Annotated in this window: 22 protein-coding genes, 6 tRNA genes and 3 rRNA genes; 5 read left to right on the top strand and 26 right to left on the bottom strand. The window is 53.7% G+C overall.

Annotated elements, in window-relative coordinates:
- Positions 1–44: 44 nt before the first annotated feature.
- The 9 genes from rplA to CDA56_RS02550 form a co-directional block, all read right to left on the bottom strand.
- Positions 45–749 (bottom strand): 50S ribosomal protein L1, encoded by a 705-nt coding sequence (rplA, locus tag CDA56_RS02595; RefSeq protein ID WP_004097642.1) that lies wholly within the window; start codon positions 747–749, stop codon positions 45–47.
- A gap of 3 nt (positions 750–752) precedes the next feature.
- Positions 753–1,181, bottom strand: coding sequence for a 50S ribosomal protein L11 (gene rplK, locus CDA56_RS02590; RefSeq protein ID WP_004097640.1), 429 nt, complete (start codon positions 1,179–1,181; stop codon positions 753–755).
- A 153-nt stretch (positions 1,182–1,334) separates the two neighbouring features.
- The gene (gene nusG, locus CDA56_RS02585; protein WP_002438628.1) at positions 1,335–1,880 is read right to left on the bottom strand and encodes a transcription termination/antitermination protein NusG; all 546 of its coding nucleotides are present in this window, start codon (positions 1,878–1,880) and stop codon (positions 1,335–1,337) included.
- 1 nt (position 1,881) lies between these two features.
- Positions 1,882–2,265: a preprotein translocase subunit SecE gene (gene secE / locus CDA56_RS02580; protein WP_004097638.1), complete on the bottom strand. Its 384-nt coding sequence runs from the start codon at positions 2,263–2,265 to the stop codon at positions 1,882–1,884.
- Between the two features lie 232 nt (positions 2,266–2,497).
- On the bottom strand, positions 2,498–3,682 hold the full coding sequence (gene tuf / locus CDA56_RS02570; RefSeq protein WP_004097636.1) for an elongation factor Tu: 1,185 nt from the start codon (positions 3,680–3,682) through the stop codon (positions 2,498–2,500).
- A 116-nt stretch (positions 3,683–3,798) separates the two neighbouring features.
- A tRNA-Thr gene (locus CDA56_RS02565) sits at positions 3,799–3,874 on the bottom strand.
- A gap of 5 nt (positions 3,875–3,879) precedes the next feature.
- A tRNA-Gly gene (locus CDA56_RS02560) sits at positions 3,880–3,954 on the bottom strand.
- A gap of 119 nt (positions 3,955–4,073) precedes the next feature.
- Positions 4,074–4,158, bottom strand: a tRNA-Tyr gene (locus CDA56_RS02555).
- 10 nt (positions 4,159–4,168) lie between these two features.
- Positions 4,169–4,244 (bottom strand) — tRNA-Thr (locus CDA56_RS02550).
- Positions 4,245–4,683: 439 nt separating this feature from the next.
- Between CDA56_RS02550 and coaA the strand changes: the two genes are divergently transcribed.
- A complete protein-coding gene (gene coaA / locus CDA56_RS02545) occupies positions 4,684–5,634 on the top strand; it encodes a type I pantothenate kinase (RefSeq protein ID WP_014227490.1) in 951 nt (316 codons plus the stop codon).
- A gap of 26 nt (positions 5,635–5,660) precedes the next feature.
- Here coaA and birA read toward each other — a convergent pair whose 3' ends face one another.
- The 11 genes from birA to pepQ all read right to left on the bottom strand — a co-directional run bounded on the left by birA (position 5,661) and on the right by pepQ (position 17,454).
- A complete protein-coding gene (birA, locus tag CDA56_RS02540) occupies positions 5,661–6,623 on the bottom strand; it encodes a bifunctional biotin--[acetyl-CoA-carboxylase] ligase/biotin operon repressor BirA (protein ID WP_014837096.1) in 963 nt (320 codons plus the stop codon).
- Positions 6,620–7,648, bottom strand: coding sequence for a UDP-N-acetylmuramate dehydrogenase (murB, locus tag CDA56_RS02535; protein ID WP_064375892.1), 1,029 nt, complete (start codon positions 7,646–7,648; stop codon positions 6,620–6,622). Before murB ends, birA begins: the two co-directional genes overlap by 4 nt.
- Positions 7,649–7,814: 166 nt before the next feature.
- A 5S ribosomal RNA gene (gene rrf, locus CDA56_RS02530) occupies positions 7,815–7,930 on the bottom strand.
- Between the two features lie 194 nt (positions 7,931–8,124).
- Positions 8,125–11,030: ribosomal RNA gene (locus CDA56_RS02525) — 23S ribosomal RNA — on the bottom strand.
- Between the two features lie 178 nt (positions 11,031–11,208).
- Positions 11,209–11,284: transfer RNA gene (locus tag CDA56_RS02520), tRNA-Ala, on the bottom strand.
- A 106-nt stretch (positions 11,285–11,390) separates the two neighbouring features.
- Positions 11,391–11,467: transfer RNA gene (locus CDA56_RS02515), tRNA-Ile, on the bottom strand.
- A gap of 71 nt (positions 11,468–11,538) precedes the next feature.
- Positions 11,539–13,078, bottom strand: a 16S ribosomal RNA gene (locus CDA56_RS02510).
- Together the 16S, 23S and 5S rRNA genes with 2 tRNA genes alongside form the textbook arrangement of a ribosomal RNA operon.
- A 392-nt stretch (positions 13,079–13,470) precedes the next feature.
- Positions 13,471–14,004 carry a menaquinone-dependent protoporphyrinogen IX dehydrogenase gene (gene hemG, locus CDA56_RS02505; protein WP_025108385.1) on the bottom strand — a complete coding sequence of 178 codons (534 nt, stop codon included), beginning with the start codon at positions 14,002–14,004 and terminating at the stop codon, positions 13,471–13,473.
- A gap of 11 nt (positions 14,005–14,015) precedes the next feature.
- Entirely contained in the window at positions 14,016–15,467 is a 1,452-nt protein-coding gene (trkH, locus tag CDA56_RS02500; protein ID WP_025108386.1) for a Trk system potassium transporter TrkH, read from the bottom strand.
- Positions 15,468–15,508: 41 nt separating this feature from the next.
- Positions 15,509–16,123 carry an IMPACT family protein gene (locus CDA56_RS02495; RefSeq protein WP_014227487.1) on the bottom strand — a complete coding sequence of 205 codons (615 nt, stop codon included), beginning with the start codon at positions 16,121–16,123 and terminating at the stop codon, positions 15,509–15,511.
- Entirely contained in the window at positions 16,123–17,454 is a 1,332-nt protein-coding gene (pepQ, locus tag CDA56_RS02490) for a Xaa-Pro dipeptidase (protein WP_009652560.1), read from the bottom strand. Before pepQ ends, CDA56_RS02495 begins: the two co-directional genes overlap by 1 nt.
- 191 nt (positions 17,455–17,645) lie before the next feature.
- Between pepQ and fadB the strand changes: the two genes are divergently transcribed.
- The 3 genes from fadB to CDA56_RS02470 all read left to right on the top strand — a co-directional run bounded on the left by fadB (position 17,646) and on the right by CDA56_RS02470 (position 21,560).
- Positions 17,646–19,835 (top strand): fatty acid oxidation complex subunit alpha FadB, encoded by a 2,190-nt coding sequence (gene fadB, locus CDA56_RS02480; RefSeq protein WP_025108388.1) that lies wholly within the window; start codon positions 17,646–17,648, stop codon positions 19,833–19,835.
- Between the two features lie 9 nt (positions 19,836–19,844).
- Complete coding sequence (gene fadA / locus CDA56_RS02475; protein WP_004097616.1) at positions 19,845–21,008, top strand: acetyl-CoA C-acyltransferase FadA; 1,164 nt, start codon at positions 19,845–19,847, stop codon at positions 21,006–21,008.
- 240 nt (positions 21,009–21,248) lie between these two features.
- Complete coding sequence (locus CDA56_RS02470) at positions 21,249–21,560, top strand: hypothetical protein (RefSeq protein ID WP_025108389.1); 312 nt, start codon at positions 21,249–21,251, stop codon at positions 21,558–21,560.
- 44 nt (positions 21,561–21,604) lie between these two features.
- Here the strand turns inward: CDA56_RS02470 and fre are convergent, their stop codons facing one another.
- Positions 21,605–22,306, bottom strand: coding sequence for an NAD(P)H-flavin reductase (gene fre, locus CDA56_RS02465; RefSeq protein ID WP_014227484.1), 702 nt, complete (start codon positions 22,304–22,306; stop codon positions 21,605–21,607).
- A 54-nt stretch (positions 22,307–22,360) separates the two neighbouring features.
- Positions 22,361–23,830 (bottom strand): 4-hydroxy-3-polyprenylbenzoate decarboxylase, encoded by a 1,470-nt coding sequence (ubiD, locus tag CDA56_RS02460; protein ID WP_014227483.1) that lies wholly within the window; start codon positions 23,828–23,830, stop codon positions 22,361–22,363.
- 177 nt (positions 23,831–24,007) lie between these two features.
- Between ubiD and rfaH the strand changes: the two genes are divergently transcribed.
- Positions 24,008–24,496 (top strand): transcription/translation regulatory transformer protein RfaH, encoded by a 489-nt coding sequence (gene rfaH, locus CDA56_RS02455; protein ID WP_004097595.1) that lies wholly within the window; start codon positions 24,008–24,010, stop codon positions 24,494–24,496.
- Between the two features lie 6 nt (positions 24,497–24,502).
- Here rfaH and tatD read toward each other — a convergent pair whose 3' ends face one another.
- Genes tatD through tatA form a run of 4 tightly spaced genes read right to left on the bottom strand, consistent with a single transcriptional unit; the run spans position 24,503 to position 26,901 of the window.
- On the bottom strand, positions 24,503–25,297 hold the full coding sequence (gene tatD / locus CDA56_RS02450; RefSeq protein ID WP_162934418.1) for a 3'-5' ssDNA/RNA exonuclease TatD: 795 nt from the start codon (positions 25,295–25,297) through the stop codon (positions 24,503–24,505).
- Between the two features lie 30 nt (positions 25,298–25,327).
- Positions 25,328–26,101 carry a Sec-independent protein translocase subunit TatC gene (gene tatC, locus CDA56_RS02445; RefSeq protein ID WP_004097593.1) on the bottom strand — a complete coding sequence of 258 codons (774 nt, stop codon included), beginning with the start codon at positions 26,099–26,101 and terminating at the stop codon, positions 25,328–25,330.
- A 2-nt stretch (positions 26,102–26,103) separates the two neighbouring features.
- Entirely contained in the window at positions 26,104–26,643 is a 540-nt protein-coding gene (tatB, locus tag CDA56_RS02440; RefSeq protein ID WP_014227481.1) for a Sec-independent protein translocase protein TatB, read from the bottom strand.
- A 3-nt stretch (positions 26,644–26,646) separates the two neighbouring features.
- Positions 26,647–26,901, bottom strand: a complete 255-nt coding sequence (gene tatA, locus CDA56_RS02435; RefSeq protein ID WP_025108391.1) for a Sec-independent protein translocase subunit TatA — start codon at positions 26,899–26,901, stop codon at positions 26,647–26,649.
- Positions 26,902–26,971 lie beyond the last annotated feature (70 nt).

Here is a 26,971-nt window from a genome sequence, read left to right as displayed (position 1 = left end):
GGGGTAAGATTGTAGACAAATTCACCGCCCACGTAAAGCTAATCTTAGTTCGCAGAAGCGCTCAGACCAGCCTGATCAACGGCAACGCCAGCACCCATGGTGGTGGAGATGCTGATTTTCTTGATGTACACGCCTTTAGCCTGAGTCGGTTTTGCTTTTTTCAGCGCAACCAGCAGAGCTTCCAGGTTTTCTTTCAGTTTATCAGCGTCAAAATCCACTTTACCGATGGTGGTGTGGATGATGCCGTTTTTGTCGTTACGGTAACGAACCTGACCTGCTTTAGCGTTCTTAACCGCTTCAGCAACGTTCGGCGTTACGGTACCCACTTTCGGGTTTGGCATCAGGCCGCGCGGACCCAGAACCTGGCCCAGCTGGCCAACAACGCGCATTGCATCCGGGGAAGCAATAACAACGTCAAAGTTCATTTCGCCTTTTTTGATCTGGTCAGCCAGATCTTCCATACCTACCAGCTCTGCGCCAGCAGCTTTAGCTGCTTCAGCGTTCGGGCCCTGGGCAAATACGGCTACGCGAACTGAACGGCCAGTACCGTGCGGCAGTACGGTCGCGCCGCGGACGTTCTGGTCAGATTTACGCGCGTCGATGCCGAGGTTAACGGCAACATCAACGCTTTCAACGAACTTAGCAGTAGCCAGTTCTTTCAGCAGAGAGATGGCTTCGTTGATGTCGTACTGTTTGGTCGCATCAACTTTGTCACGAATCACGGACATGCGCTTGGTCAGTTTAGCCATTTCTTAGTCCTCCACTACCAGGCCCATGGAACGTGCAGTACCTTCAATGGAGCGAGTCATCGCTTCAATGTCGGAACCAGTCATGTCGGCAGCTTTGGTCTGCGCGATTTCCTGCAGCTGAGCGCGGGAAATTTTACCTACTTTGTCTTTGTTCGGTTTACCGGAACCAGACTTGATACCAGCCGCTTTTTTCAGCAGAACTGCTGCCGGCGGAGTTTTGGTAACGAAGGTGAAAGAACGGTCAGCGTAAACGGTAATAACAACCGGGATCGGCAGACCTTTTTCCAGGGATTCAGTTTTTGCGTTGAACGCTTTGCAGAATTCCATGATGTTCACACCCTGCTGACCCAGTGCTGGACCAACCGGCGGACTCGGGTTTGCCATACCAGCTGCAACCTGCAGCTTGACATAGGCTTGTACTTTCTTAGCCATGTAAATTTCCTCGTTTGGGTGTAGCGCCTAAAAAGGCTCCCCGTGATAAATATCGCTTTATGGGAATCAGACCCATAAAAACAAAAGGCGCGAAATTGTATGTCAATTCCGCGCCTCATGCAACGATTAAAACGTTGCTTTTTTGATCGGCTGTTAGGCTTTTTCTACCTGAGCGAAGTCCAGCTCAACCGGCGTTGCACGACCGAAGATAGAAACGGACACTTTCAGACGAGACTTCTCGTAGTCCACTTCTTCAACCACACCGTTAAAGTCGGCAAATGGACCGTCGCTAACGCGAACCATTTCACCCGGCTCAAACAGCGTTTTCGGCCGCGGCTTATCGCCAACCTGCTGCAGACGGTTCATGATCGCGTCGACTTCTTTGTCGCTGATCGGTGCCGGACGGTCAGATGTACCGCCAATGAAACCCATCACACGCGGTACGCTGCGCACCAGGTGCCAGCTCGCGTCGTTCATCACCATCTGGACCAGCACGTAGCCCGGGAAGAATTTGCGTTCGCTTTTACGACGCTGGCCGCCGCGGATTTCGACCACTTCTTCGGTCGGCACCATGACTTCGCCAAACAACTCTTCCATATTGTGTAATTTGATATGTTCACGCAACGAGGTAGCTACGCGACCTTCAAAACCGGAAAACGCCTGAACGACGTACCAGCGTTTTTTAGGAGCTTCAGACATCTCAGAACCTCAGGCCAGTGATAAAGGATACCAGGCGAACCAGAATACCATCCAGTCCCCACAGGATCAGTGACATTACGGCAGTCACTGCGGCAACAATCAGCGTGGTATGCAACGTTTCCTGGCGAGTCGGCCAGATCACCTTGCGGACTTCGGTTCTCGCTTCACGAGCGAAGGCGACTGTCGCCTTACCTTTTGTCGTTAACAGCGCGACACCGCCCGCTGCAGCGATCAGAATCACTACAGCCAGCGCACGCACTGCCAGCATAATGTCACGATAAAGGAAGTTGCCGACGATGGCCACAACCAGCAGCACGACTACGATTGTCCACTTCATCGCTTCGAGGCCGCGCCCGCTCCCTTGAGCTTCGGTATTCGCACTCATAAACCAACCTGTCACAAGAATTCAGACAAATAACTTCACCCCGCATGAAATGCGAGGCGACCAAACCGAAATGCTCTGCTGCGTTTCGGACTTAACGCCCTCTTCAGAGCCTGTCTCAGCAATGATTATGACCCAAAAAATCACTGATGAGCCAGGTTCTGGTGTGAAAGCGTGCAAAAAGGGCATCAAATGATGCCCTTTTATTGCGCATTGCGTCAAATGTTATCAGCAATTAGCCGAGAACTTTAGCAACCACGCCCGCGCCAACGGTACGGCCACCTTCACGGATTGCGAAACGCAGACCGTCGTCCATCGCGATTGGGTGGATCAGGGTAACAACCATTTTGATGTTGTCGCCCGGCATTACCATCTCTACGCCTTCCGGCAGTTCGATGGTGCCAGTCACGTCAGTTGTACGGAAGTAGAACTGCGGACGGTAGCCTTTGAAGAACGGAGTATGACGGCCGCCTTCGTCTTTGGACAGAATGTACACTTCAGATTCGAACTTGGTGTGCGGCTTGATAGAACCCGGCTTAGCCAGTACCTGACCACGTTCGATTTCTTCACGCTTGATACCACGCAGCAGAACACCGACGTTCTCACCAGCACGGCCTTCGTCCAGCAGTTTGCGGAACATTTCAACGCCAGTACAGGTAGACTTCGCAGTCTCTTTGATACCAACGATTTCAACTTCTTCGCCAACTTTGATGATACCGCGCTCTACACGACCGGTAACAACGGTACCACGACCGGAGATGGAGAATACGTCTTCGATCGGCAGCAGGAACGGCTTGTCAATCGCACGCTCTGGTTCCGGGATGTAAGAATCCAGGTAGCCAGCCAGTTCGATGATTTTCGCTTCCCAGTCTGCGTCGCCTTCCAGCGCTTTCAGAGCGGAACCGCGAACGATCGGAGTGTCGTCGCCCGGGAAATCGTACTGAGACAGAAGTTCACGAACTTCCATTTCAACCAGTTCCAGCAGCTCTTCGTCATCAACCATGTCGCATTTGTTCAGGAACACGATGATGTACGGAACGCCTACCTGACGACCCAGCAGGATGTGCTCACGAGTCTGCGGCATCGGGCCGTCAGTCGCAGCAACAACCAGGATCGCGCCGTCCATCTGCGCAGCACCGGTGATCATGTTTTTAACATAGTCGGCGTGGCCCGGGCAGTCTACGTGCGCGTAGTGGCGAGTCGGGGTGTCATATTCAACGTGAGAAGTGTTGATGGTGATACCACGAGCTTTTTCTTCCGGCGCGTTATCGATCTGGTCGAATGCGCGAGCAGAACCACCGTAGGTTTTAGCCAGAACGGTAGTGATTGCAGCGGTCAGCGTTGTTTTACCATGGTCAACGTGGCCGATAGTACCGACGTTAACGTGCGGTTTTGTACGTTCAAACTTTTCTTTAGACATCGATTGTCCCTCTAAGACACGGATAAATCGGTGATATCACCACATCAACCGGGCAACATGCCCGACTTGTTGAATGCAATAAACAAGAGAGAAACAGGGGAGGAGAGATAAAGAAGTGGTGCTGATACCCAGAGTCGAACTGGGGACCTCACCCTTACCAAGGGTGCGCTCTACCAACTGAGCCATATCAGCACGTTTGGAGCGGGCAGCGGGAATCGAACCCGCATCATCAGCTTGGAAGGCTGAGGTAATAGCCATTATACGATGCCCGCATCCTGAAACTCGGCTACCCAGTTCTTTCTATAACAAAAAAAAGAGAAGCGTCTCTTTTTTTGTTTGAGCTGACCAGTTTAACCAATCAACTCTGGCTCCGCAAAGCGTTGCCGAAAGATGGTGGTGGGGGAAGGATTCGAACCTTCGAAGTCGATGACGGCAGATTTACAGTCTGCTCCCTTTGGCCGCTCGGGAACCCCACCAGGCACTTGATGGTGCCGACTACCGGAATCGAACTGGTGACCTACTGATTACAAGTCAGTTGCTCTACCTACTGAGCTAAGTCGGCATCAAGTAGCGCGCATTCTAGGGAGACCTGCGAGTTCATGCAACTAAAAAATTGCAGAAAATGTTCTATTGCTCACATTTTGTGCTCAAACGAGAAAAAATGGTGTAATTTCAAACAGAGCAGGACAAAAATACGCCAATCTTCCTCACGGATAGGGTTGCCGAGGAGGGCTAAAAGTAGAGTGAAGTCGTTAAAGCGGCATCGATACCCCATCACCTGACCACCCGATTCAATGAATAACCCACGGGTCTCTGCTGAGAACTTTATATCCCCTTACCAAACCATTCATCTCTGTGATGCTACCTTTAGAAAGCATCATTCAATGAGTTTTTTTCTTATTATTCCTCGCAATCTGGTGTTACCCTCCTGCCCATTGTCCTGATTAACTAGTGTGAAGCACCCCGCTTTCATGTACTTCGGCGGTTGCAAGAGCATGCTTATGAGCCTAAAAGAGCAAACGTTAATGACACCGTATCTACAATTTAACCGCGACCAATGGGCTGCGCTTCGTGATTCCGTTCCGATGACGCTAACAGAAGAAGAAATCACGCGGTTAAAAGGCATCAACGAAGATCTTTCCCTGGAAGAAGTAGCGGAAATTTATTTGCCGCTGTCGCGTTTACTCAATTTCTATATCAGCTCTAATCTGCGCCGCCAGGCTGTACTGGAACAATTTCTTGGCACTAATGGCCAACGTATTCCTTACATCATTAGCATTGCGGGTAGCGTGGCGGTCGGGAAGAGCACTACCGCGCGCGTGCTGCAAGCATTGCTGAGCCGCTGGCCTGAACATCGACATGTAGAATTAATCACGACAGATGGTTTTCTGCATCCTAACGCGGTATTGAAAGAACGCGGCCTGATGAAGAAGAAGGGCTTCCCGCAGTCTTATGACATGCATCGCCTGGTTAAATTCGTCTCAGACCTGAAATCCGGCGTTCCTGACGCTACGGCTCCGGTTTATTCACATCTGATTTACGACGTCATTCCTGATGGGGATAAAACCGTCACGCAGCCTGATATATTAATTCTTGAGGGATTAAATGTTCTGCAGAGCGGCATGGATTATCCACACGATCCGCATCATGTATTTGTTTCGGACTTCGTTGATTTTTCAATTTACGTTGATGCGCCTGAAGAACTGCTAAAAAACTGGTATATCAATCGTTTTCTGAAATTCCGCGAAGGCGCGTTTACCGACCCGGACTCCTATTTTCATAGCTATGCTCAGCTGTCTAAAGATGAAGCAATTGATATTGCCACATCGCTGTGGAATGAGATTAATCTTTTGAATTTAAAAGAGAACATTCTACCAACGCGTGAGCGAGCCAGCCTTATAATGACCAAAAGCGCAAACCACTCTGTGAATCAGGTGCGTTTAAGAAAATAAAAAAGGGAGCGTTAGCTCCCCTTCTTTTATTCAGCGCTGCGCAATGATATCTCACCGCCAATCCAGGGTTTTACCATCCCGTCCTGCTCCAGTAATAATGCGCCTTGAGCATCAATACCTCGCGAAATACCAAAGATCTCTTTATCGCCAATAATAAGTTTAACCGGTCGATTAATAAAGTTATCGAGCTTTTCCCAGCGGGTGAGATAGGGTGCCAGACCTTCATTCTCAAAAAGTTTAAATCCTGCCCGCAGCTCTTTAATCAGACAAGCCGCTAACGTATTACGATCGATAGAGATCCCTGCCTCCTGGAGGCTGATCCAACCCTGATTGACAACATCAGACTCCACCCGGCGCATCATGAGGTTGATCCCCGCGCCGCTGACTATCTGCGCAGCATCGCCGGTTTTCCCCGTGAGTTCCACCAGGATCCCGGACAGCTTCCGATCCTGTAAATAGAGATCGTTTGGCCATTTCACCCGAACTTTATCCGCCCCCAGGCTTTGCAGCACCTCGGCAATGACGATCCCAATGACCAGACTCAAGCCTATAGCCGCAGCAGGGCCCTGCTCCAGTCGCCAGTACATTGAAAGGTAAAGGTTAGAACCAAACGGCGAGAACCACTTGCGCCCGCGGCGGCCGCGACCTGCCTGCTGATACTCAGCCACGCAGGCATCACCCGATTGCAGTTCGCTAAGTCTGTCCAGAAGATACTGGTTCGTGGAATCAATCACCGGTAGTACGGTTACCCGGCCATGCTCGATCTGCCTGGCGATCTGCTCTTCATCCAGAAGCTGGATAGGCTCAGGGAGACTGTAGCCTTTACCCGGAACGGTAAATACGTCGACTCCCCAATCGCGTAACGTTTGAATATGCTTGTTGATTGCTGCCCGACTCATCCCTAAACGCTCGCCAAGCTGTTCACCTGAGTGAAATTCAGCGTCGGCCAGGATCGATATTAGCGTCAAAGGAACGGTGTAGTCTTTCATGCGATGGTCTCCTCGGCATTAACTTCACCCGTTTCACCGATAAAGCGCACTTCCGGCTGTAACCAGATATTAAACTTCTCACCAACCTGCTGGCGTACGTAATGAGCCAGCTCAACCACGTCTTCACTGGTTGCCTGATGCTGATTGATCAATACCAGCGCCTGCTGGCTATGCACCGCTGCGCCACCCATCACTTTACCTTTAAGCTGGCATTGATCGATAAGCCAGCCGGCGGCAAGTTTCATACTGCCATCCGGCTGAGGGTAGTGAGGGATACCCGGATAGGTCGCCAGCAGCGCTTGCGCCTTGTCCGCGCTAACGACCGGGTTCTTAAAGAAGCTCCCCGCATTTCCATTCACTTTTGGATCGGGGAGTTTGGTCATGCGCATATGACAGACGGCGTCAAATACCTGCTGCGGGGTAACGGTTTGCGGATCGAGCCGGGTTAAATCACCGTAGGTCAAAACGGGTTGCCAGGCTTTTGGCAACGTCAAACCAACCGCCACAATGGCGTAGCGGTCCTGATATTCATGTTTAAAAATACTGTCCCGGTAGCCAAAGCGACATTCAGCAGCGGAAAGACGCTGTTTCACACCCGTGACCAACTCAATGCAGTCGACGTAGCGGCAAACTTTCTGTAATTCAACGCCGTAAGCACCAATATTTTGAATCGGCGAGGAGCCGGCGCAGCCAGGAATCAAAGCAAGATTTTCCAGGCCCGGCATTCCGTTATTTAACGCAAACTGGACCAGCTGATGCCAGTTTTCTCCTGCACCAACATGCAAATGCCACGTGTCAGATGTTTCACTCACTTCTATCCCCATAATACGGTTGATAATGACCGTACCGGAATAATCCTTCAGGAACAGAACATTGCTTCCTTCACCAAGGATCAGGGTTGGCTGGCGCTCTGCGGTGGCATTTTGCCAGGCATCCAGTAGCTGTTTTTCAGTTTCGGCGCGTACAATCGCTTTGGCAGAACGGTCAATACCGAAGGTGTTCCAGGGCTTAAGTGAGTGGCTCATAATGGCTTCCAGATGCAAAATCTGCATTAGTTTACCGTATATAGCGAGGGAAGGCTTCCTGATTGTCAGGGGGAGCAGGTACCATGGCGTGACTAAAATCTGGCAATTTTAAACGACAAAAACGCAAAAAGCCCATCCGTCAGGATGGGCTCTTCACTTGTTTGATGCCTGGCAGTTCCCTACTCTCACATGGGGAGACCCCACACTACCATCGGCGCTACGGCGTTTCACTTCTGAGTTCGGCATGGGGTCAGGTGGGACCACCGCGCTAGTGCCGCCAGGCAAATTCTTTGTGCTCAGTACGCAATTCTTTATCGCATCAGCCGCGTTGCCCGCGCTCGTAAAGTCAGTCACATACTACAGTATGCTCCTTCCTTTCCTTCGCTTGTCGCCTTGCTGCTGCGCAAATTATTGCGTACTCAACTCTGAATCTAAGCTGAAAATCTCTCAATCCGCCAAAACATCTTCGGCGTTGTAAGGTTAAGCCTCACGGTTCATTAGTACCGGTTAGCTCAACGCATCGCTGCGCTTACACACCCGGCCTATCAACGTCGTCGTCTTCAACGTTCCTTCAGGACTCTCAAGGAGTCAGGGAGAACTCATCTCGGGGCAAGTTTCGTGCTTAGATGCTTTCAGCACTTATCTCTTCCGCATTTAGCTACCGGGCAATGCCATTGGCATGACAACCCGAACACCAGTGATGCGTCCACTCCGGTCCTCTCGTACTAGGAGCAGCCCCCCTCAATTCTCCAGCGCCCACGGCAGATAGGGACCGAACTGTCTCACGACGTTCTAAACCCAGCTCGCGTACCACTTTAAATGGCGAACAGCCATACCCTTGGGACCTACTTCAGCCCCAGGATGTGATGAGCCGACATCGAGGTGCCAAACACCGCCGTCGATATGAACTCTTGGGCGGTATCAGCCTGTTATCCCCGGAGTACCTTTTATCCGTTGAGCGATGGCCCTTCCATTCAGAACCACCGGATCACTATGACCTGCTTTCGCACCTGCTCGCGCCGTCACGCTCGCAGTCAAGCCAGCTTATGCCATTGCACTAACCTCCTGATGTCCGACCAGGATTAGCTGACCTTCGTGCTCCTCCGTTACTCTTTAGGAGGAGACCGCCCCAGTCAAACTACCCACCAGACACTGTCCGCAACCCCGATTAGGGGCCCACGTTAGAACACCAGCCATTAAAGGGTGGTATTTCAAGGATGGCTCCATGCAGACTGGCGTCCACACTTCAAAGCCTCCCACCTATCCTACACATCAAGGACCAGTGTTCAGTGTCAAGCTATAGTAAAGGTTCACGGGGTCTTTCCGTCTTGCCGCGGGTACACTGCATCTTCACAGCGAGTTCAATTTCACTGAGTCTCGGGTGGAGACAGCCTGGCCATCATTACGCCATTCGTGCAGGTCGGAACTTACCCGACAAGGAATTTCGCTACCTTAGGACCGTTATAGTTACGGCCGCCGTTTACCGGGGCTTCGATCAAGAGCTTCTCCTTACGGATAACCCCATCAATTAACCTTCCGGCACCGGGCAGGCGTCACACCGTATACGTCCACTTTCGTGTTTGCACAGTGCTGTGTTTTTAATAAACAGTTGCAGCCAGCTGGTATCTTCGACTGATTTCAGCTCCACGAGCAAGTCGCTTCACCTACCATCAGCGTGCCTTCTCCCGAAGTTACGGCACCATTTTGCCTAGTTCCTTCACCCGAGTTCTCTCAAGCGCCTTGGTATTCTCTACCTGACCACCTGTGTCGGTTTGGGGTACGATTTGATGTTACCTGATGCTTAGAGGCTTTTCCTGGAAGCAGGGCATTTGTCACTTCAGCACCGTAGTGCCTCGTCATCACACCTCAGCGTTAGTGACGTTCCGGATTTACCTGGAACATCCGCCTACATGCTTAAACCGGGACAACCGTCGCCCGGCCAACATAGCCTTCTCCGTCCCCCCTTCGCAGTAACACCGAGTACAGGAATATTAACCTGTTTCCCATCGACTACGCCTTTCGGCCTCGCCTTAGGGGTCGACTCACCCTGCCCCGATTAACGTTGGACAGGAACCCTTGGTCTTCCGGCGTGCGGGTTTTTCACCCGCATTATCGTTACTTATGTCAGCATTCGCACTTCTGATACCTCCAGCAACCCTCACAGGCCACCTTCAACGGCTTACAGAACGCTCCCCTACCCAACAACACATAGTGTCGCTGCCGCAGCTTCGGTGCATGGTTTAGCCCCGTTACATCTTCCGCGCAGGCCGACTCGACCAGTGAGCTATTACGCTTTCTTTAAATGATGGCTGCTTCTAAGCCAACATCCTGGCTGTCTGGGCCTTCCCACATCGTTTCCCACTTAACCATGACTTTGGGACCTTAGCTGGCGGTCTGGGTTGTTTCCCTCTTCACGACGGACGTTAGCACCCGCCGTGTGTCTCCCGTGATAACATTCTTCGGTATTCGTAGTTTGCATCGGGTTGGTAAGTCGGGATGACCCCCTAGCCGAAACAGTGCTCTACCCCCGAAGATGAGTTCACGAGGCGCTACCTAAATAGCTTTCGGGGAGAACCAGCTATCTCCCGGTTTGATTGGCCTTTCACCCCCAGCCACAAGTCATCCGCTAATTTTTCAACATTAGTCGGTTCGGTCCTCCAGTTAGTGTTACCCAACCTTCAACCTGCCCATGGCTAGATCACCGGGTTTCGGGTCTATACCCTGCAACTTAACGCCCAGTTAAGACTCGGTTTCCCTGCGGCTCCCCTATACGGTTAACCTTGCTACAGAATATAAGTCGCTGACCCATTATACAAAAGGTACGCAGTCACCCAACAAGTGGGCTCCTACTGCTTGTACGTACACGGTTTCAGGTTCTTTTTCACTCCCCTCGCCGGGGTTCTTTTCGCCTTTCCCTCACGGTACTGGTTCACTATCGGTCAGTCAGGAGTATTTAGCCTTGGAGGATGGTCCCCCCATATTCAGACAGGATACCACGTGTCCCGCCCTACTCTTCGAGTTCACAACCTGTGTGTTTTAGTGTACGGGAGTATCACCCTGTACCCTGCGACTTTCCAGACGCTTCCACTAACACACAAGCTGATTCAGACTCCGGGCTGCTCCCCGTTCGCTCGCCGCTACTGGGGGAATCTCGGTTGATTTCTTTTCCTCGGGGTACTTAGATGTTTCAGTTCCCCCGGTTCGCCTCGTTAACCTATGTATTCAGTTAACGATAGTGCAACGAATTGCACTGGGTTTCCCCATTCGGACATCGCCGGCTGTAACGGTTCATATCACCTTACCGACGCTTTTCGCAGATTAGCACGTCCTTCATCGCCTCTGACTGCCAGGGCATCCACCGTGTACGCTTAGTCGCTTAACCTCACAACCCGAAGATGTTTCGTAAAACATCGTCGTGTCGCAAAAATTTGAGAGACTCGAACACACATTAACTGTGTGTCGTTTCAATTTTCAGCTTGATCCAGATTTTTAAAGAGCAAAACTTCGCAGTGAACCTTTTCAGGTACACTCTGAAGTTTTCTTGTGTTGTGCAGTAAAGATGGTGGAGCTATGCGGGATCGAACCGCAGACCTCCTGCGTGCAAAGCAGGCGCTCTCCCAGCTGAGCTATAGCCCCATCGTAGTTAATCTCATTTACCGTAATTCGATTCCGGGCAAGGCGTGGAAGAACGAAGCATACTGAAGTATGCGAGTTATTTCACAACGCAGCACGGGAGCGAATTTGGTAGGCCTGAGTGGACTTGAACCACCGACCTCACCCTTATCAGGGGTGCGCTCTAACCACCTGAGCTACAAGCCTGCAGAGATTTTTTACTGCTACATTTTCATCAGACAATCTGTGTGAGCACTACAAAGGCAGGTTCTTTAAGGTAAGGAGGTGATCCAACCGCAGGTTCCCCTACGGTTACCTTGTTACGACTTCACCCCAGTCATGAATCACAAAGTGGTAAGCGCCCTCCCGAAGGTTAAGCTACCTACTTCTTTTGCAACCCACTCCCATGGTGTGACGGGCGGTGTGTACAAGGCCCGGGAACGTATTCACCGTGGCATTCTGATCCACGATTACTAGCGATTCCGACTTCATGGAGTCGAGTTGCAGACTCCAATCCGGACTACGACATACTTTATGAGGTCCGCTTGCTCTCGCGAGGTCGCTTCTCTTTGTATATGCCATTGTAGCACGTGTGTAGCCCTACTCGTAAGGGCCATGATGACTTGACGTCATCCCCACCTTCCTCCAGTTTATCACTGGCAGTCTCCTTTGAGTTCCCGGCCGGACCGCTGGCAACAAAGGATAAGGGTTGCGCTCGTTGCGGGACTTAACCCAACATTTCACAACACGAGCTGACGACAGCCATGCAGCACCTGTCTCAGAGTTCCCGAAGGCACCAAAGCATCTCTGCTAAGTTCTCTGGATGTCAAGAGTAGGTAAGGTTCTTCGCGTTGCATCGAATTAAACCACATGCTCCACCGCTTGTGCGGGCCCCCGTCAATTCATTTGAGTTTTAACCTTGCGGCCGTACTCCCCAGGCGGTCGACTTAACGCGTTAGCTCCGGAAGCCACTCCTCAAGGGAACAACCTCCAAGTCGACATCGTTTACAGCGTGGACTACCAGGGTATCTAATCCTGTTTGCTCCCCACGCTTTCGCACCTGAGCGTCAGTCTTTGTCCAGGGGGCCGCCTTCGCCACCGGTATTCCTCCAGATCTCTACGCATTTCACCGCTACACCTGGAATTCTACCCCCCTCTACAAGACTCCAGCCTGCCAGTTTCGAATGCAGTTCCCAGGTTGAGCCCGGGGATTTCACATCCGACTTGACAGACCGCCTGCGTGCGCTTTACGCCCAGTAATTCCGATTAACGCTTGCACCCTCCGTATTACCGCGGCTGCTGGCACGGAGTTAGCCGGTGCTTCTTCTGCGGGTAACGTCAATTGCTGAGGTTATTAACCTCAACACCTTCCTCCCCGCTGAAAGTACTTTACAACCCGAAGGCCTTCTTCATACACGCGGCATGGCTGCATCAGGCTTGCGCCCATTGTGCAATATTCCCCACTGCTGCCTCCCGTAGGAGTCTGGACCGTGTCTCAGTTCCAGTGTGGCTGGTCATCCTCTCAGACCAGCTAGGGATCGTCGCCTAGGTGAGCCGTTACCCCACCTACTAGCTAATCCCATCTGGGCACATCTGATGGCAAGAGGCCCGAAGGTCCCCCTCTTTGGTCTTGCGACGTTATGCGGTATTAGCTACCGTTTCCAGTAGTTATCCCCCTCCATCAGGCAGTTTCCCAGACATTACTCACCCGTCCGCCACTCGTCACCCGAGAGCAAGCTCTCTGTGCTACCGTTCGACTTGCATGTGTTAGGCCTGCCGCCAGCGTTCAATCTGAGCCATGATCAAACTCTTCAATTTAAGTTTGATGCTCGTAGAATTAAACTTCGTAATGAATTACGTGTTCACTCTTTGAGACTTGGTATTCATTTTTCGTCCGAGGACGTTAAGAATCCATGTCACTTTGAGTGCCCACACAGATTGTCTGATAAATTGTTAAAGAGCAGTTGCGACGCGCTTCAGCGCTCTGTCGCGAGGTCCCGTATAATACGTTTTCCTCATTCAGAGTCAAGCGATTATTTTCGCTTTTCTCTGCCGGTATTCATCGCTGAATCCCGCTGACCCGGCGGGCTGTAAGCCGTTGTTCCGTGTCAGTGGGAGCGCATTATAGGGAGTAATTCCGAAGTGACAAGGGGAAATTTCAAAAAACTTTTCGTTCGCTCAACTTTCCATCACCAGGGTGATTTAACGCGCTATTTGCTGGTCATTTGCGCAATTTCCCGCGCAAATCTGCCCACCTGCTGCCAGTCGGTATACACCACTTCTTTAGTGACATCCGTTTCGCCGCCGGTCATCTTCATAATAAGGCGAATCATAAACCGATCGTACCAACGATAGCGTGGATAGCGGAGCGCGCCGGCAAACACCGCGCAGTGCTGCGGCTGCCACGGCGAGTTAAGCAGAAACTTGCGGGTGTAGCTGTTGGTCTGCGGCGTTCGTTTTTCTGGCTTACGCGCGACGAGGTTGACCGAGAAAAAGGCGCCCGGTAGCGCCTGCAGCGACTGAAGATGCGTTTTTACAAACCGTTCTAAGGCGGGATGAAAATGACCATAGCGGATTGATGCGCCGATGACGACACGATCGTATAAGGGCCACTCCACTTCATTGGTGCGGTTGAGATCGATCGTGTCCGCATCAATCCCCTGCTCTTTTAATTCAGATGCCAGATAGGAGGCGATTTCACGCGTCTGTCCGTCGCGGGTAGAAAAGAGAATCAAAGTTTTCACAGGCACTCCTGTTATTCGCGCCAGAAAGTCGGAGTAAATAGCACCAGCAAGGTGAACACTTCCAGACGACCAAACAGCATATTAGCAATCAAGATCCATTTTGCGACAGGGTTCATCGTCGCAAAGTTATCCGCCACAACGCCCAGCCCAGGGCCAAGGTTATTCAGCGTCGCAACGACCGAAGCAAAGGCCGAGAAATCATCCACGCCGGTGGCGATAATCGCCAGCATACTAATGATAAACACCAGCGCATAGGCGGAGAAGAATCCCCAGACGGCTTCCAGGATACGTTCCGGCAGCGCGCGGTTCCCCAGTTTAATACTGTATACCGCGTTAGGATGTACCAGCCGTTTAAGCTCACGGTTACCCTGCTTGAAAAGCAGAAGAATACGGATAACCTTCAAACCACCGCCAGTCGACCCGGCACAGCCGCCGATAAAAGCCGAACAGAGGAGGAGGACCGGTAAAAATAGCGGCCAGCGCGCAATGCTGTCGGTCGTGAAGCCCGCCGTTGTCGCCATCGATACAACCTGAAAGAACGCCTGATTCACCGTCATGAGCGCCGAACTGTAGACGTCATGCAGCCACAGCACCAGGGTACATACCACCACCAGCGTGAGCTGCACGCCGATGAACATGCGGAATTCGGGATCGCGCCAGTACACTTTCAGGCTACGCCCGCTGAGTAATGAAAAGTGCAGGCCGTAGTTACAGCCCGATATCAGCAAGAAAATCGCAATAATGGAGTTAATCGTTGGGCTATTAAAGTAGCCCACGCTGGCGTCATGGGTGGAGAATCCGCCAATCGCAATCGTCGAGAAGCTGTGCCCGATGGCGTCGAACGCCGGCATGCCGGCAAACCACAGCGCCAGCGCACAGGCCACCGTCAGTAAGACATAGATAAGCCACAGCGTTTTCGCCGTCTCAGCAATGCGCGGCCGCATCTTGTTATCTTTCAGCGGCCCGGGCATTTCCGCCCGATACAGCTGCATCCCCCCGACGCCCAGTATCGGCAGTATCGCTACCGCCAGCACGATGATCCCCATCCCGCCAAACCATTGCAGCATCTGACGATAGAAAAGAATGGCGTGGGGTAACGAATCTAACCCAACCAGCGTGGTTGCCCCGGTCGTTGTCAGACCCGAGAAGGATTCAAAGAAGGCATCCGTAATGCTCAGGTTGGGCTGTTCAGAGAAGATAAAGGGCAGCGAACCGACGCTTCCGAGCACCGTCCAGAACAGCACGACGATGAGAAACCCTTCGCGGGATTTCAGTTCACCCTTCTCATGACGGTTGGGCCACCACAGCAGCGAACCGATCGCCAGGGCAACAAAAAAGGTCTGGGTAAACGCCCGCCCCGCACCATCGCGATATATCAGGGCTATTAATCCCGGGAGGATCATTGTCCCCGAAAACAAAATGACCAGCAGTCCAACGATTCGGGTTATCGCGCGAAAATGCATCTCTGGCGCTTCCTTTGATATGCAAAAAAATCAGGTGGGGATTATTCGTCAATCTTCAGTAATTGCAACGAACCGCGACTAAAATCAGCCAGTTTTGCTGAAAATAGCGCCACTTCAGCCTGAGGAAGCGCCACGCGCAGCTGAACAGACGCTTGATATTCGCTTTCGACAATTTTCCCTGAGAACTGAGCCAACAGCGTTTCAATCCCGGCCAACTGCCCGTATTCACACTGCAAAGTATACGCGGTCAGCGGCGTCTTGCGCTGTGTTGTCAGCAGCGCAAGCGCCTGGTGCACACCGCCGCCGTACGCTTTGACCAGGCCGCCGGTGCCCAGCAGAATACCACCGTAGTAGCGCACGACGACAGCGGTTATCTCGCCGACGCCGCTACCCATCAGCTGCGCCAGCATCGGTTTACCCGCCGTCCCCGCCGGTTCGCCATCGTCGGAAAACCCCAGCTGCTGCGAGTCATTCGGAGGCCCGGCGACCCACGCCACGCAGTGGTGACGGGCATCCGGGTGATCCGCCCTGACTGACTCGACAAACGCCTTTGCCGCCGCTACGCCGTCGGTGTGCGCCAACAGCGTGATAAAGCGGCTCTTTTTGATCTCTTCCACAAAGGTGGCCGGCGCGGCCGGTATCAACCAGCTTTCCATTACGCCAGTTTCAGATCGCGCGTCATGTTTTCAATACTGTTTTCGTGGATCACGACGTTGTCTTCAATACGAATACCGCCAAACGGTTTCAGCGCTTCAATTTTCTGCCAGTTGAAGTGTTTGCTGAACTGCCCTTCGCGCCACGGCGCCAGCAGCGATTCAATAAAGTAGATGCCCGGTTCAATCGTCAATACCATCCGCGGCTGCAGTACGCGCGTGCAGCGCAGGTAAGGATATTTTGCCGGCGCGGCCAGATGGGTACCCGAATCATCCTGCATAAAACCCGCGACATCATGAACCTGGAGACCTAAAGGATGACCAATGCCGTGTGGCATAAACGGTCCGGTCAGGTCGTTTTCCACCATCGCTTCTTCGCTCATATCTTTGACTATCTGATGTTTGCGCAGCAGTTTGGCAATACGCTGATGGAACTGGACATGATAATCCACGTAGCTCACGCCCGCCTTCATGGTGCTAATCAGCGCCAGCTGTTCCTCATTAACGTCTTTAATCAGTTGAGCATAGTCACTATCGCCATGCGCCGCCCAGGTACGCGTCAGATCCGCCGCATAGCCGTTATATTCCGCGCCCGCATCCAGCAGGAAGCTGCGCAATTCCGCCGGCGCGCGATGATCCAGCTTCGTATAATGCAGCACGGAGGCATGTTCGTTCAGCGCCACAATGTTGCTGTACGGTACATCGGTGTCGCGATGGCCGGTCGCGGTCAGATAGGCCTGGTTGATATCAAACTCGCTCATCCCGGAGAGGAACGCTTCATGAGCGGCCTGATGACCGTTAACCGCTGACTTCTGCGCTTCGCGCATGCAGGCCAGCTCATAGTCAGTTTTATAAGAACGATAGTAGTGCAGATAATCGATCGCCCCTTTCGGGTTGATTTTATCCGCCGCGATATCTAACCCCAACGCACGTTCCGGCACCGGCCCGATATAGGCAATATTGCCGCGCGCGGCAGGCAGCTGGCTACCGATACCATCCGCTTTCGGCAGGGCAATCACATCCACCTCTTCGGTCCAGAATGAGGTCGGCAGCGGTTCCACGTTATGCCAGTAGTCGACCGGCAGATAGAACCACAGTTTGGGTTTATTGACGCCGTCCACCAGCAGCCAGCAGTTAGGGACCTGCGTAACCGGCACCCAGGCTTTGAACTGGGGATTGACCTTGAACGGATACGGATGATCGTCAAGGAAGACGTTGACCAGTTCACCGGAGTGGATCAGCAGGGCATCCAGCTTAAAGCGGGCCAGAACATCGCGGGTGCGTTCTTGTAAGGTAACGATATGATTTTTATAGAGACCGGCAAGGGATTCCATCATTTATCCTTTGATTTTATGAGATCGTGATGCTTCGCATCTTAGCACAATGACCTCAAACGGGGTGATCTCTACCGGGTGTGATCCGACCAGCATTTATTTAAAGTCTTATTTGCAATTTCTTAACATAAAATCCACACTCCGTCTCATCTGGTACGACCAGATCATATTGCTGGATTCAGGAGACTGACATGCTCTACAAAGGCGACACCCTGTACCTCGACTGGCGGGAAGACGGCATTGCCGAACTGGTATTTGATGCCCCCGGCTCGGTCAACAAGCTCGATACCGCAACCGTAGCCAGCCTCGGTGAAGCGCTGGACGTACTCGAAAAACAAAAAGATCTGCAAGGGCTGCTGCTACGCTCCGAGAAAGCCGCTTTTATTGTCGGCGCGGATATCACCGAATTTCTTTCTCTGTTCCTGGTTCCCGAAGAACAGCTCAGCCAGTGGCTGCATTTCGCTAATAGCGTATTTAATCGCCTGGAAGATTTGCCGGTTCCGACCATCTCCGCCGTCAACGGCTATGCGTTGGGCGGCGGCTGCGAATGCGTGCTGGCGACCGATTATCGCCTGGCGACGCCGGATCTGCGCATTGGTCTGCCGGAAACGAAGCTGGGCATCATGCCGGGCTTTGGCGGCTCGGTGCGGATGCCGCGGATGCTTGGCGCGGACAGCGCGCTGGAAATCATTGCCGCCGGTAAAGACGTTGGCGCCGAACAGGCCTTAAAAATCGGCCTCGTCGATGGCGTGGTTAAGCATGAAAAACTGATCGATGGCGCGGTCGCGATTCTGCGTCAGGCTATTAAAGGCGACCTGGACTGGAAGGCGAAGCGCCAGCCGAAGCTGGAGCCGCTGCATCTGAGTAAAATTGAAGCCGCGATGAGTTTTACCATCGCCAAAGGCATGGTGGCGCAAACCGCCGGGAAGCACTACCCGGCCCCGATTACCGCCGTTAAAACCATCGAAGCCGCCGCCCGCTTTGGTCGCGAAGAAGCGCTGGATCTGGAAAATAAAAGTTTCGTCCCGCTGGCGCATACCAACGAGGCGCGTGCGCTGGTAGGTATCTTCCTTAACGATCAGTACGTCAAAGCAAAAGCGAAGAAGCTGACGAAAGATATCGACACGCCAAAACACGCGGCCGTGCTGGGCGCGGGAATTATGGGCGGCGGCATTGCATACCAGTCAGCCTGGAAAGGCGTGCCGGTCGTCATGAAAGATATCAACGACAAATCGCTGACGCTGGGCATGACCGAAGCGGCCAAGCTGCTGAATAAACAGCTTGAGCGCGGCAAAATCGACGGTCTTAAGATGGCTGGCGTCATTTCTACTATTCAGCCAACCCTGGATTACGCCGGCTTTGAACGCGTGGACGTCGTGGTCGAAGCCGTTGTTGAGAATCCGAAAGTGAAAAAAGCGGTGCTGGCGGAAACGGAAGACAAAGTCCGCCCGGATACCGTGCTGGCTTCGAATACCTCCACCATTCCCATCAGCGAGTTGGCCAGCGTACTGAAGCGCCCGGAAAACTTCTGCGGTATGCACTTCTTTAACCCGGTGCACCGGATGCCGCTGGTCGAGATCGTTCGCGGCGAGAAAAGCTCGGACGAAACCATTGCGAAAGTGGTCGCCTGGGCCGGCAAAATGGGCAAAACGCCGATTGTGGTCAACGACTGCCCCGGTTTCTTTGTTAACCGCGTGCTGTTCCCCTACTTCGCCGGTTTCAGCCAGCTGCTGCGCGACGGCGCGGACTTCCGCAAAGTCGATAAAGTAATGGAGAAGCAGTTTGGCTGGCCGATGGGCCCGGCCTATCTGCTGGACGTCGTTGGCATTGATACCGCGCATCACGCGCAGGCGGTCATGGCGGCGGGCTTCCCGCAGCGGATGCAGAAAGATTATCGCGATGCGATCGATGCGCTGTTCGACGCTAACCGTTTCGGCCAGAAAAATGGCCTCGGCTTCTGGCGCTACAAAGAAGACAGTAAAGGTAAGCCGAAGAAGGAAGAGGATACCGCAGTCGATAGCCTGCTGGCGGAAGTCAGCCAGCCGAAGCGTGATTTCAGCGATGAAGAGATTATCGCCCGCATGATGATCCCCATGGTCAACGAAGTGGTGCGCTGTCTCGAAGAGGGCATTATCGCCACCCCGGCAGAAGCCGATATGGCGCTGGTTTATGGCCTGGGCTTCCCTCCGTTCCACGGCGGCGCGTTCCGCTGGCTGGATACGCTCGGTAGCGCAAAATATCTCGATATGGCCCAGCAGTATCAGCATCTCGGCCCGCTATACGACGTGCCGGAAGGATTGCGCAGCAAAGCGCGTCATAACGAACCGTACTATCCACCGGTTGAGCCTGCCCGTGCGCCAGGCGACCTGAAAAAGGCTTAAGGAGTCACAATGGAACAGGTTGTCATTGTCGATGCAGTTCGTACCCCGATGGGCCGTTCAAAGGGCGGCGCCTTTCGCCACGTGCGCGCAGAAGATCTCTCCGCGCACCTGATGCGTAGCCTGCTTTCACGCAACCCATCCCTTGAAGCCAGCACGATTGACGATATTTACTGGGGCTGCGTTCAGCAGACTCTGGAACAGGGCTTCAATATTGCCCGCAACGCGGCACTGCTGGCGGAAATCCCGCATTCGGTACCCGCCACCACGGTCAATCGGCTGTGCGGTTCTTCCATGCAGGCGCTTCACGACGCGGCACGCATGATCATGACCGGCGACGCCAGCGTATGCCTGATTGGCGGCGTAGAGCATATGGGCCACGTCCCGATGAGCCACGGCGTAGATTTCCATCCGGGCCTGAGCCGTAACGTCGCCAAAGCCGCCGGAATGATGGGGCTGACGGCAGAAATGCTGGCGCGCCTGCACGGCATCAGCCGCGAGATGCAGGACCAGTTTGCGGCTCGCTCCCACGCCCGCGCCTGGGCCGCGACGCAATCCGGCGCATTCAAAGCGGAAATTGTCCCGACCGGCGGTCACGACGCCGACGGCGTGCTGAAGTCTTACAGCTACGACGAAGTGATTCGCCCGGAGACAACGGTTGAAGCGCTGGCCGCGCTTAGACCCGCTTTCGATCCGGTAACCGGTACCGTGACGGCGGGAACCTCATCCGCCCTCTCCGATGGCGCCGCAGCCATGCTGTTAATGAGCGAAAGCCGCGCCCGCGAACTGGGCCTGAAGCCCCGCGCTCGCGTGCGTTCGATGGCTGTCGTCGGCTGCGACCCGTCAATAATGGGCTATGGTCCGGTTCCCGCGTCAAAACTGGCGCTGAAAAAAGCCGGGCTCTCCACCAGCGATATCGATGTGTTCGAAATGAACGAAGCTTTTGCCGCGCAGATCCTGCCGTGCATTAAAGATCTGGGACTGATGGAACAGATCGACGAGAAGATCAACCTCAACGGCGGCGCGATCGCCCTGGGTCATCCGCTCGGCTGTTCCGGCGCGCGCATTAGTACCACATTGATCAACCAGATGGAGCGCAAAGACGCGCAGTTCGGCCTGGCGACGATGTGTATTGGTTTAGGTCAGGGTATCGCGACGGTATTCGAGCGGGTTTAATCAAAGAGTCATCTCAAAGCCATTAGTGCCAGAACAAGGCGGCAAGTGAATGAATCCCGATGAGCTTACATATAGTAAGTGATTCGGGTGAATGAATGCAGCCAACGCAGTTATGGTGACAATGGCGAAGAGAGAGGGTTTAGTTGCCGTTCTTCCCGCCTGTCAGGGGCGGGTTTTTTATTTCCGCTATTCGGTTATTATCACCGGATACGTCACGCTCATTAAGGATAATGAAGAGTCATGAAAATAATCCCCATCATTTTTTTGCTAACGACGTTCCCTGCCGCAGCGCTCGCCAGCGAACAGGATAACGCTCAGGCCTGCCTCTCATGGGGGATCGGTAAAATGGCGCAGGATCCGCAAAGCGAGCGGTTCAAGGATCTGACCGTCACCGATATCACTACCGAACGCTATGATGAGAAGATAGGCAGCCAGCATATCGCGACGCAGCTAGCCGCCACGCTGGAAAAAGAAGGGAACCCGGTAGGGAAAATGCTCTGTTTGCTGGAAAACGAGCGACCGCTGTACGTTTACTTCAGCGATGCCCGGTAACAACAGCATCCGGGCCAAAAGCCCGGATGCCGGCAGAGCGGCTATCAGATAAACGCAAAGGCATCGCCAAACAGGCGATCTTCGCGCGCGCCGCGCTCGTTGCAGAACAGGTCGCGGGCAATTTTCGCCATCTCGAAGCGGCCAGCGATATAGATATCATGCTCGCCCAGCGTACCGTAATCCTGCAGAACCGCCGTGAGTACGGTTCCGGTACGGCCACGCCACTCGGCGTCAGGCTGCTCAACAACGGGTTCGACGCGCAGGCCCGGATGCTGCAGGCTTAACGCTTCGAGCTCGGCCAGGTCATAGAGATGTTTCGCTTCGCGCCCGCCCCAGTAGATGGCGATATCGCGATTCGGATTGCGCGCCAGCGCGGTGAGCAGAATCGAACGCACGTAAGAGAAGCCCGTTCCCCCGGCGATTAAAATCAGAGGACGTTCTTCATCATCGCGCAGCCAGGCTTCGCCATGCGGCATATCGACCTCGATTTGACGCTCTTTCAGGATTCGATCCATCACCGCCATCGCATACAGGTTCAGTTCAGATGCACCGATATGCAGCTCGATAAACTCCTGTTCCGACGGCGTGGAGGCCATCGAGAATGGGCGCTTATCGCGTTCGTCCATCACGACCATCAGATACTGACCGGCACGGAAGGAAAACGCCGCTTCCGGCACTAATCGAACGCGATACACAGTATCGGTAATCGCCTCCACTGAGGTCACTTTACAGCTTAAGGTTGTCATGCGTCCCCTCTGTCGGGTCTATTGTGCAAAACAGCGGCGTAGCCCCGCTTACTGTTATTTGAAGATAGCCAGTTCATCCCAGATGGCGTCGACGCGCGCCGTCACCTCAGGATCTTTCTTGATCGGACGACCCCACTCGCGCTGGGTCTCTCCAGGCCATTTATTTGTGGCATCCAGCCCCATTTTTGAACCCAAACCGGAAACCGGTGAGGCAAAATCCAGATAATCAATTGGCGTATTTTCTACCAGTACCGTATCACGCGCCGGGTCCATACGGGTAGTAATCGCCCAAATCACATCATTCCAGTCGCGCGCGTTGACATCGTCATCGCAGACAATAACGAACTTGGTATACATGAACTGGCGGAGGAACGACCAGACGCCCATCATGACGCGTTTCGCGTGACCGGCGTACTGCTTCTTCATCGTGACGACCGCCAGGCGATAGGAACAGCCTTCAGGCGGCAAATAGAAATCCACGATTTCAGGAAACTGCTTTTGCAGAATGGGGACGAACACTTCGTTCAGCGCAACGCCCAGTACCGCCGGCTCATCCGGCGGGCGCCCGGTATAGGTCGAGTGATAGATGGCATCTTCACGCTGAGTAATGTGGGTAACGGTAAAGACCGGGAAGTTATCCACTTCATTGTAGTAGCCAGTATGGTCGCCATAGGGGCCTTCCGGCGCCATTTCTCCGGCTTCAATATACCCTTCCAGCACGATCTCCGCGCTGGCGGGCACCTCAAGATCGTTAGAGATGCACTTCACGACTTCGGTTTTGGTGCCGCGCAGTAGCCCGGCAAAAGCGTATTCGGAAAGAGTATCCGGAACCGGAGTCACCGCCCCGAGAATGGTTGCCGGATCGGCGCCCAGCGCGACGGAGACCGGGAAACGCTCGCCAGGACGCGCCGCGCACCACTCCTGGAAGTCCAGCGCGCCGCCGCGATGCGATAGCCAGCGCATAATCAGCTTGTTCTTGCCAATCAGCTGCTGGCGATAAATGCCCAGATTCTGCCGCTCTTTATGCGGGCCGCGGGTCACCGTCAGACCCCAGGTGATCAGCGGCGCGGCATCTTCCGGCCAGCAGGTCATGATCGGGATACGAGTCAAATCAACTTCATCACCCTGAATGATTTTTTGCTGGCACGGCGCTCCGCGCAGACGCTTAGTCGGCATATTCAGCACCTGTTTGAACTGCGGCAGCTTATCAAACAGATCGCGGAAGCCTTTTGGGGGTTCCGGCTCTTTCAGGAATGCCAGAAGCTTACCCACTTCCCGCAGAGAACTGACATCCTCCTGCCCCATCCCCAGCGCGACTCGCCGCGGCGTGCCAAAAAGATTACACAGCACCGGCATGGCGTAGCCCTTGGGATTTTCGAATAGCAGCGCCGGACCGCCAGCTCGCAAAGTGCGGTCGGCAATTTCGGTGATTTCCAGGTGAGGATCGACCGGCAGGGAGATCCGTTTCAATTCCCCCTGCTGCTCCAGTAATGTCAGAAATTCGCGTAGATCGTGGTATTTCATGGAGTTGTTATTGACCTCTATACAGGCGGGTGATTATACGGCGTTCGCCGGAGCTATGCTGTATTTTTGTTAAATTAGCGTGAAAGAACGCTGAAATTTAGTTTTCACCCGCAATGATTTCGCGATCGTACCGGGCTTTTGTTATGCTTGCAGCTAGTAGCATTGGAAAGAGTCATTATGCAAGCCTGGTACTTACTTTATTGCAAACGTGGGCAACTTGAACGAGCCCAGGAACACCTTGAACGGCAGGCCGTCAATTGCCTGATGCCAACGATCGAGCTGGAAAAAATCGTCCGCGGTAAACGCACGACGGTCAGCGAGCCCCTGTTCCCAAATTATCTGTTTATCGAGTTCGACCCGGAAGTGATTCATACCACTACCATCAGCGCCACGCGCGGTGTGAACAGTTTTGTGCGTTTCGGCGCGCTGCCCGCTATCGTGCCATCTGCCGTCATTCATCAGCTTTCCATCTACAAACCGGAAGGTATCACCGATCCTGAAACGCCGCACGAAGGCGACAGCGTGCTGATTACCGATGGCGCTTTTGAGGGTCTGCAGGCTATTTTTACCGAACCGGACGGCGAAGCCCGCTCGATGCTGCTGCTGAATCTGCTTAACAAGCAGGTGCTCCAGAGCGTTAAAAATACTGACTTTTATAAAATCTGACGGCGCTTAAAAACCCACGCCAAAAAGTCTTCTGACGTTAGCATCAGTCACGTCTTCCAGCCATTGCGCCTCCTCCCCACGCCATTGCGCGATGCGGGTCAGAATATGCGGCAGGTAGGCGGGCTCATTGCGGCGAGAAGCGGGTTTTGGCAGCATATCTCGCGGCAACAGGTACGGCGCATCGGTCTCAATCAGCAGGCGCTCTGCCGGAATATCGACCAGCAGCTCTCGCAGCTCCAGCCCCCGACGCTCATCGCATACCCAGCCGGTGATACCAATAAATAAACCGTGCTCCACGCATTCGCGCATCTCTTCGCGGCTACCGGTAAAACAATGCACAACGGCCCCCGGGAGCTTATCAAGCCAGGGCACCAGCAGGGCCAGGAAGCGCTCGTGCGCATCGCGGCAGTGCAGAAATACCGGCATCGACAGCTCCGCGGCCAGCGCCAGCTGAGCGCTAAACGCCGCTTCTTGCTCCTGAGGCGTCGAAAAATTGCGGTTGAAATCCAGCCCGCACTCACCCACCGCAACGACTTCCGGCTCGCGAGCCAGCGCATAGACCGCTGCCGCCGCCGAGTCCGTCCAGCTGCGACTGTCGTGGGGATGAACGCCGGCCGTTGACCAGCACCCGGAATAACGGCGCGCCAGCTGCTGCGCCTGCGCGCTTTCATGCAGGTTGGTTCCCGTCAATAGCATCCCGCTGACGCCCGCCGCCCGGGCCCGGGAAACCACCTCGTCGCGATCGCGGGAAAACTGCGAACTGGTCAGATTTACGCCGATATCAAACATCATCGCTCCCATACGGCAACCGCCCTGGCGGGCGGTTGAACGTTATTCTTCTTTGCCCTGCGCCTCTTCGGCAGCGGCATCCTCATCACGCGTCAGGCGTTTACCGGTGTAGAACCGCGCGAAGAAGACCCCGACCTCAAACAGACAGTACATCGGAATCGCCAGCAGGGTTTGCGAGAACACGTCCGGCGGGGTCAGCAGCATCCCGACAACGAATGCGCCAACCAGTACGTAGGGGCGTTTCTTACGCAGGTCGTCCGGCGTGGTGACGCCCATCCAGCACAGCAGGACTATGGCCACCGGAACCTCGAATGAGACGCCAAAGGCGATAAACAGCGCCATCACAAAGTCGAGGTAGCTGCGAATATCGGTAGAGACCTGTACGCCTTCCGGCGCCGCGTGGGTCAGAAAACCAAACGCCAGCGGGAAAACGACGAAGTAGGCAAAGGCCATGCCGATATAGAACAGCAGCGTACTGGAGACCAGCAGCGGCATAACCAGCCGACGTTCATGCTTATACAGCGCTGGCGCCACAAAGGCCCAGACCTGATACAAAATGACCGGGACCGACAAAATTATCGATACCATAAAGGTCAGCTTGATCGGCGTGAAGAAAGGCGAGGCCACATCCGTGGCGATCATGGTCGCACCGACCGGCATCTGCCGAATCAGCGGCGCGGAAACCAGCTGATAGATATCGTTGGCGAAATAGACTAACGCCAGGAAAATCACCAGAATCGCAAGAATGCTGTTGATCAAGCGCTTGCGCAGCTCAATCAGATGCGTAATTAGCGGTTGAGTATCGTCTACGCCCATTTTTACTGTTTATCACTCGGTACAGGGGAGGAGGAATCGGAAGCCGACACGGCAGCTTTCACTTTCGCTGCCGGGATTTCACTCTGCGAAGCGGGGAGTTCTTCAGACACGGAGTCAGGCGCATGCTCTGGCGCACTGGCCTGATGTTCAGCCGTCGCTGGCGTCACGTCCTTGCGCTGCTCTTCACTCCCTTTTACGACCGGGTTGTGAATGGTATTGGCTTCATCGCTGGCTTTTTCAGGATCGTGGGCGGAGTAGGATCGCTTCATAGATTCAGCCGCTTCACGCAGTTCATCCATTGAAGCTTTTAGCTCGGGCGTCAGGTTGTCCAGGCTGGCCTTTTCCACCTTTTTAAGGCTTTCCTGAAACTCCTGCAGTTTTAATTCCTGGGTAATTTCATTTTGTACGGTAGCCGCAAGCGACCGCAGCGTGCGGATCCAGCTCACCACCGTCTTTACCGCTACCGGTAGTCGCTGTGGCCCCAGAACGATGAGGCCAATCACGAATACCAGCAGCAGCTCACTAAAACCGATATCGAACACGAATTACACCTGCTCTTTGTCGTGGCGTTTAGTCTCGTCTTTCTTTGCATCATCCGGCTTATCAGCAAGGGTCTTCGCCGCGAAATCTGCATCCGGCGCGGAGGATTTTTCCGGTTTCTCTTCGTCGCTCATGGCCTTTTTAAAGCCTTTGATCGACGCCCCTAAATCTGAACCGAGCGAGCTCAGCTTTTTTGTCCCAAAAAGCAGAACCACGATGACGACAACAATGAGTAACTGCCAAATACTGATACCACCCATACACATTCCCCTATGACAGATGATGAATTATTAGGACGCATTATACACATTATGCGCAGTGATAAAGGCG

This window comes from Klebsiella michiganensis (genome assembly GCF_002925905.1).
Taxonomy (GTDB): domain Bacteria; phylum Pseudomonadota; class Gammaproteobacteria; order Enterobacterales; family Enterobacteriaceae; genus Klebsiella; species Klebsiella michiganensis.
This window is presented reverse-complemented; position numbering and strand designations above follow the sequence as displayed.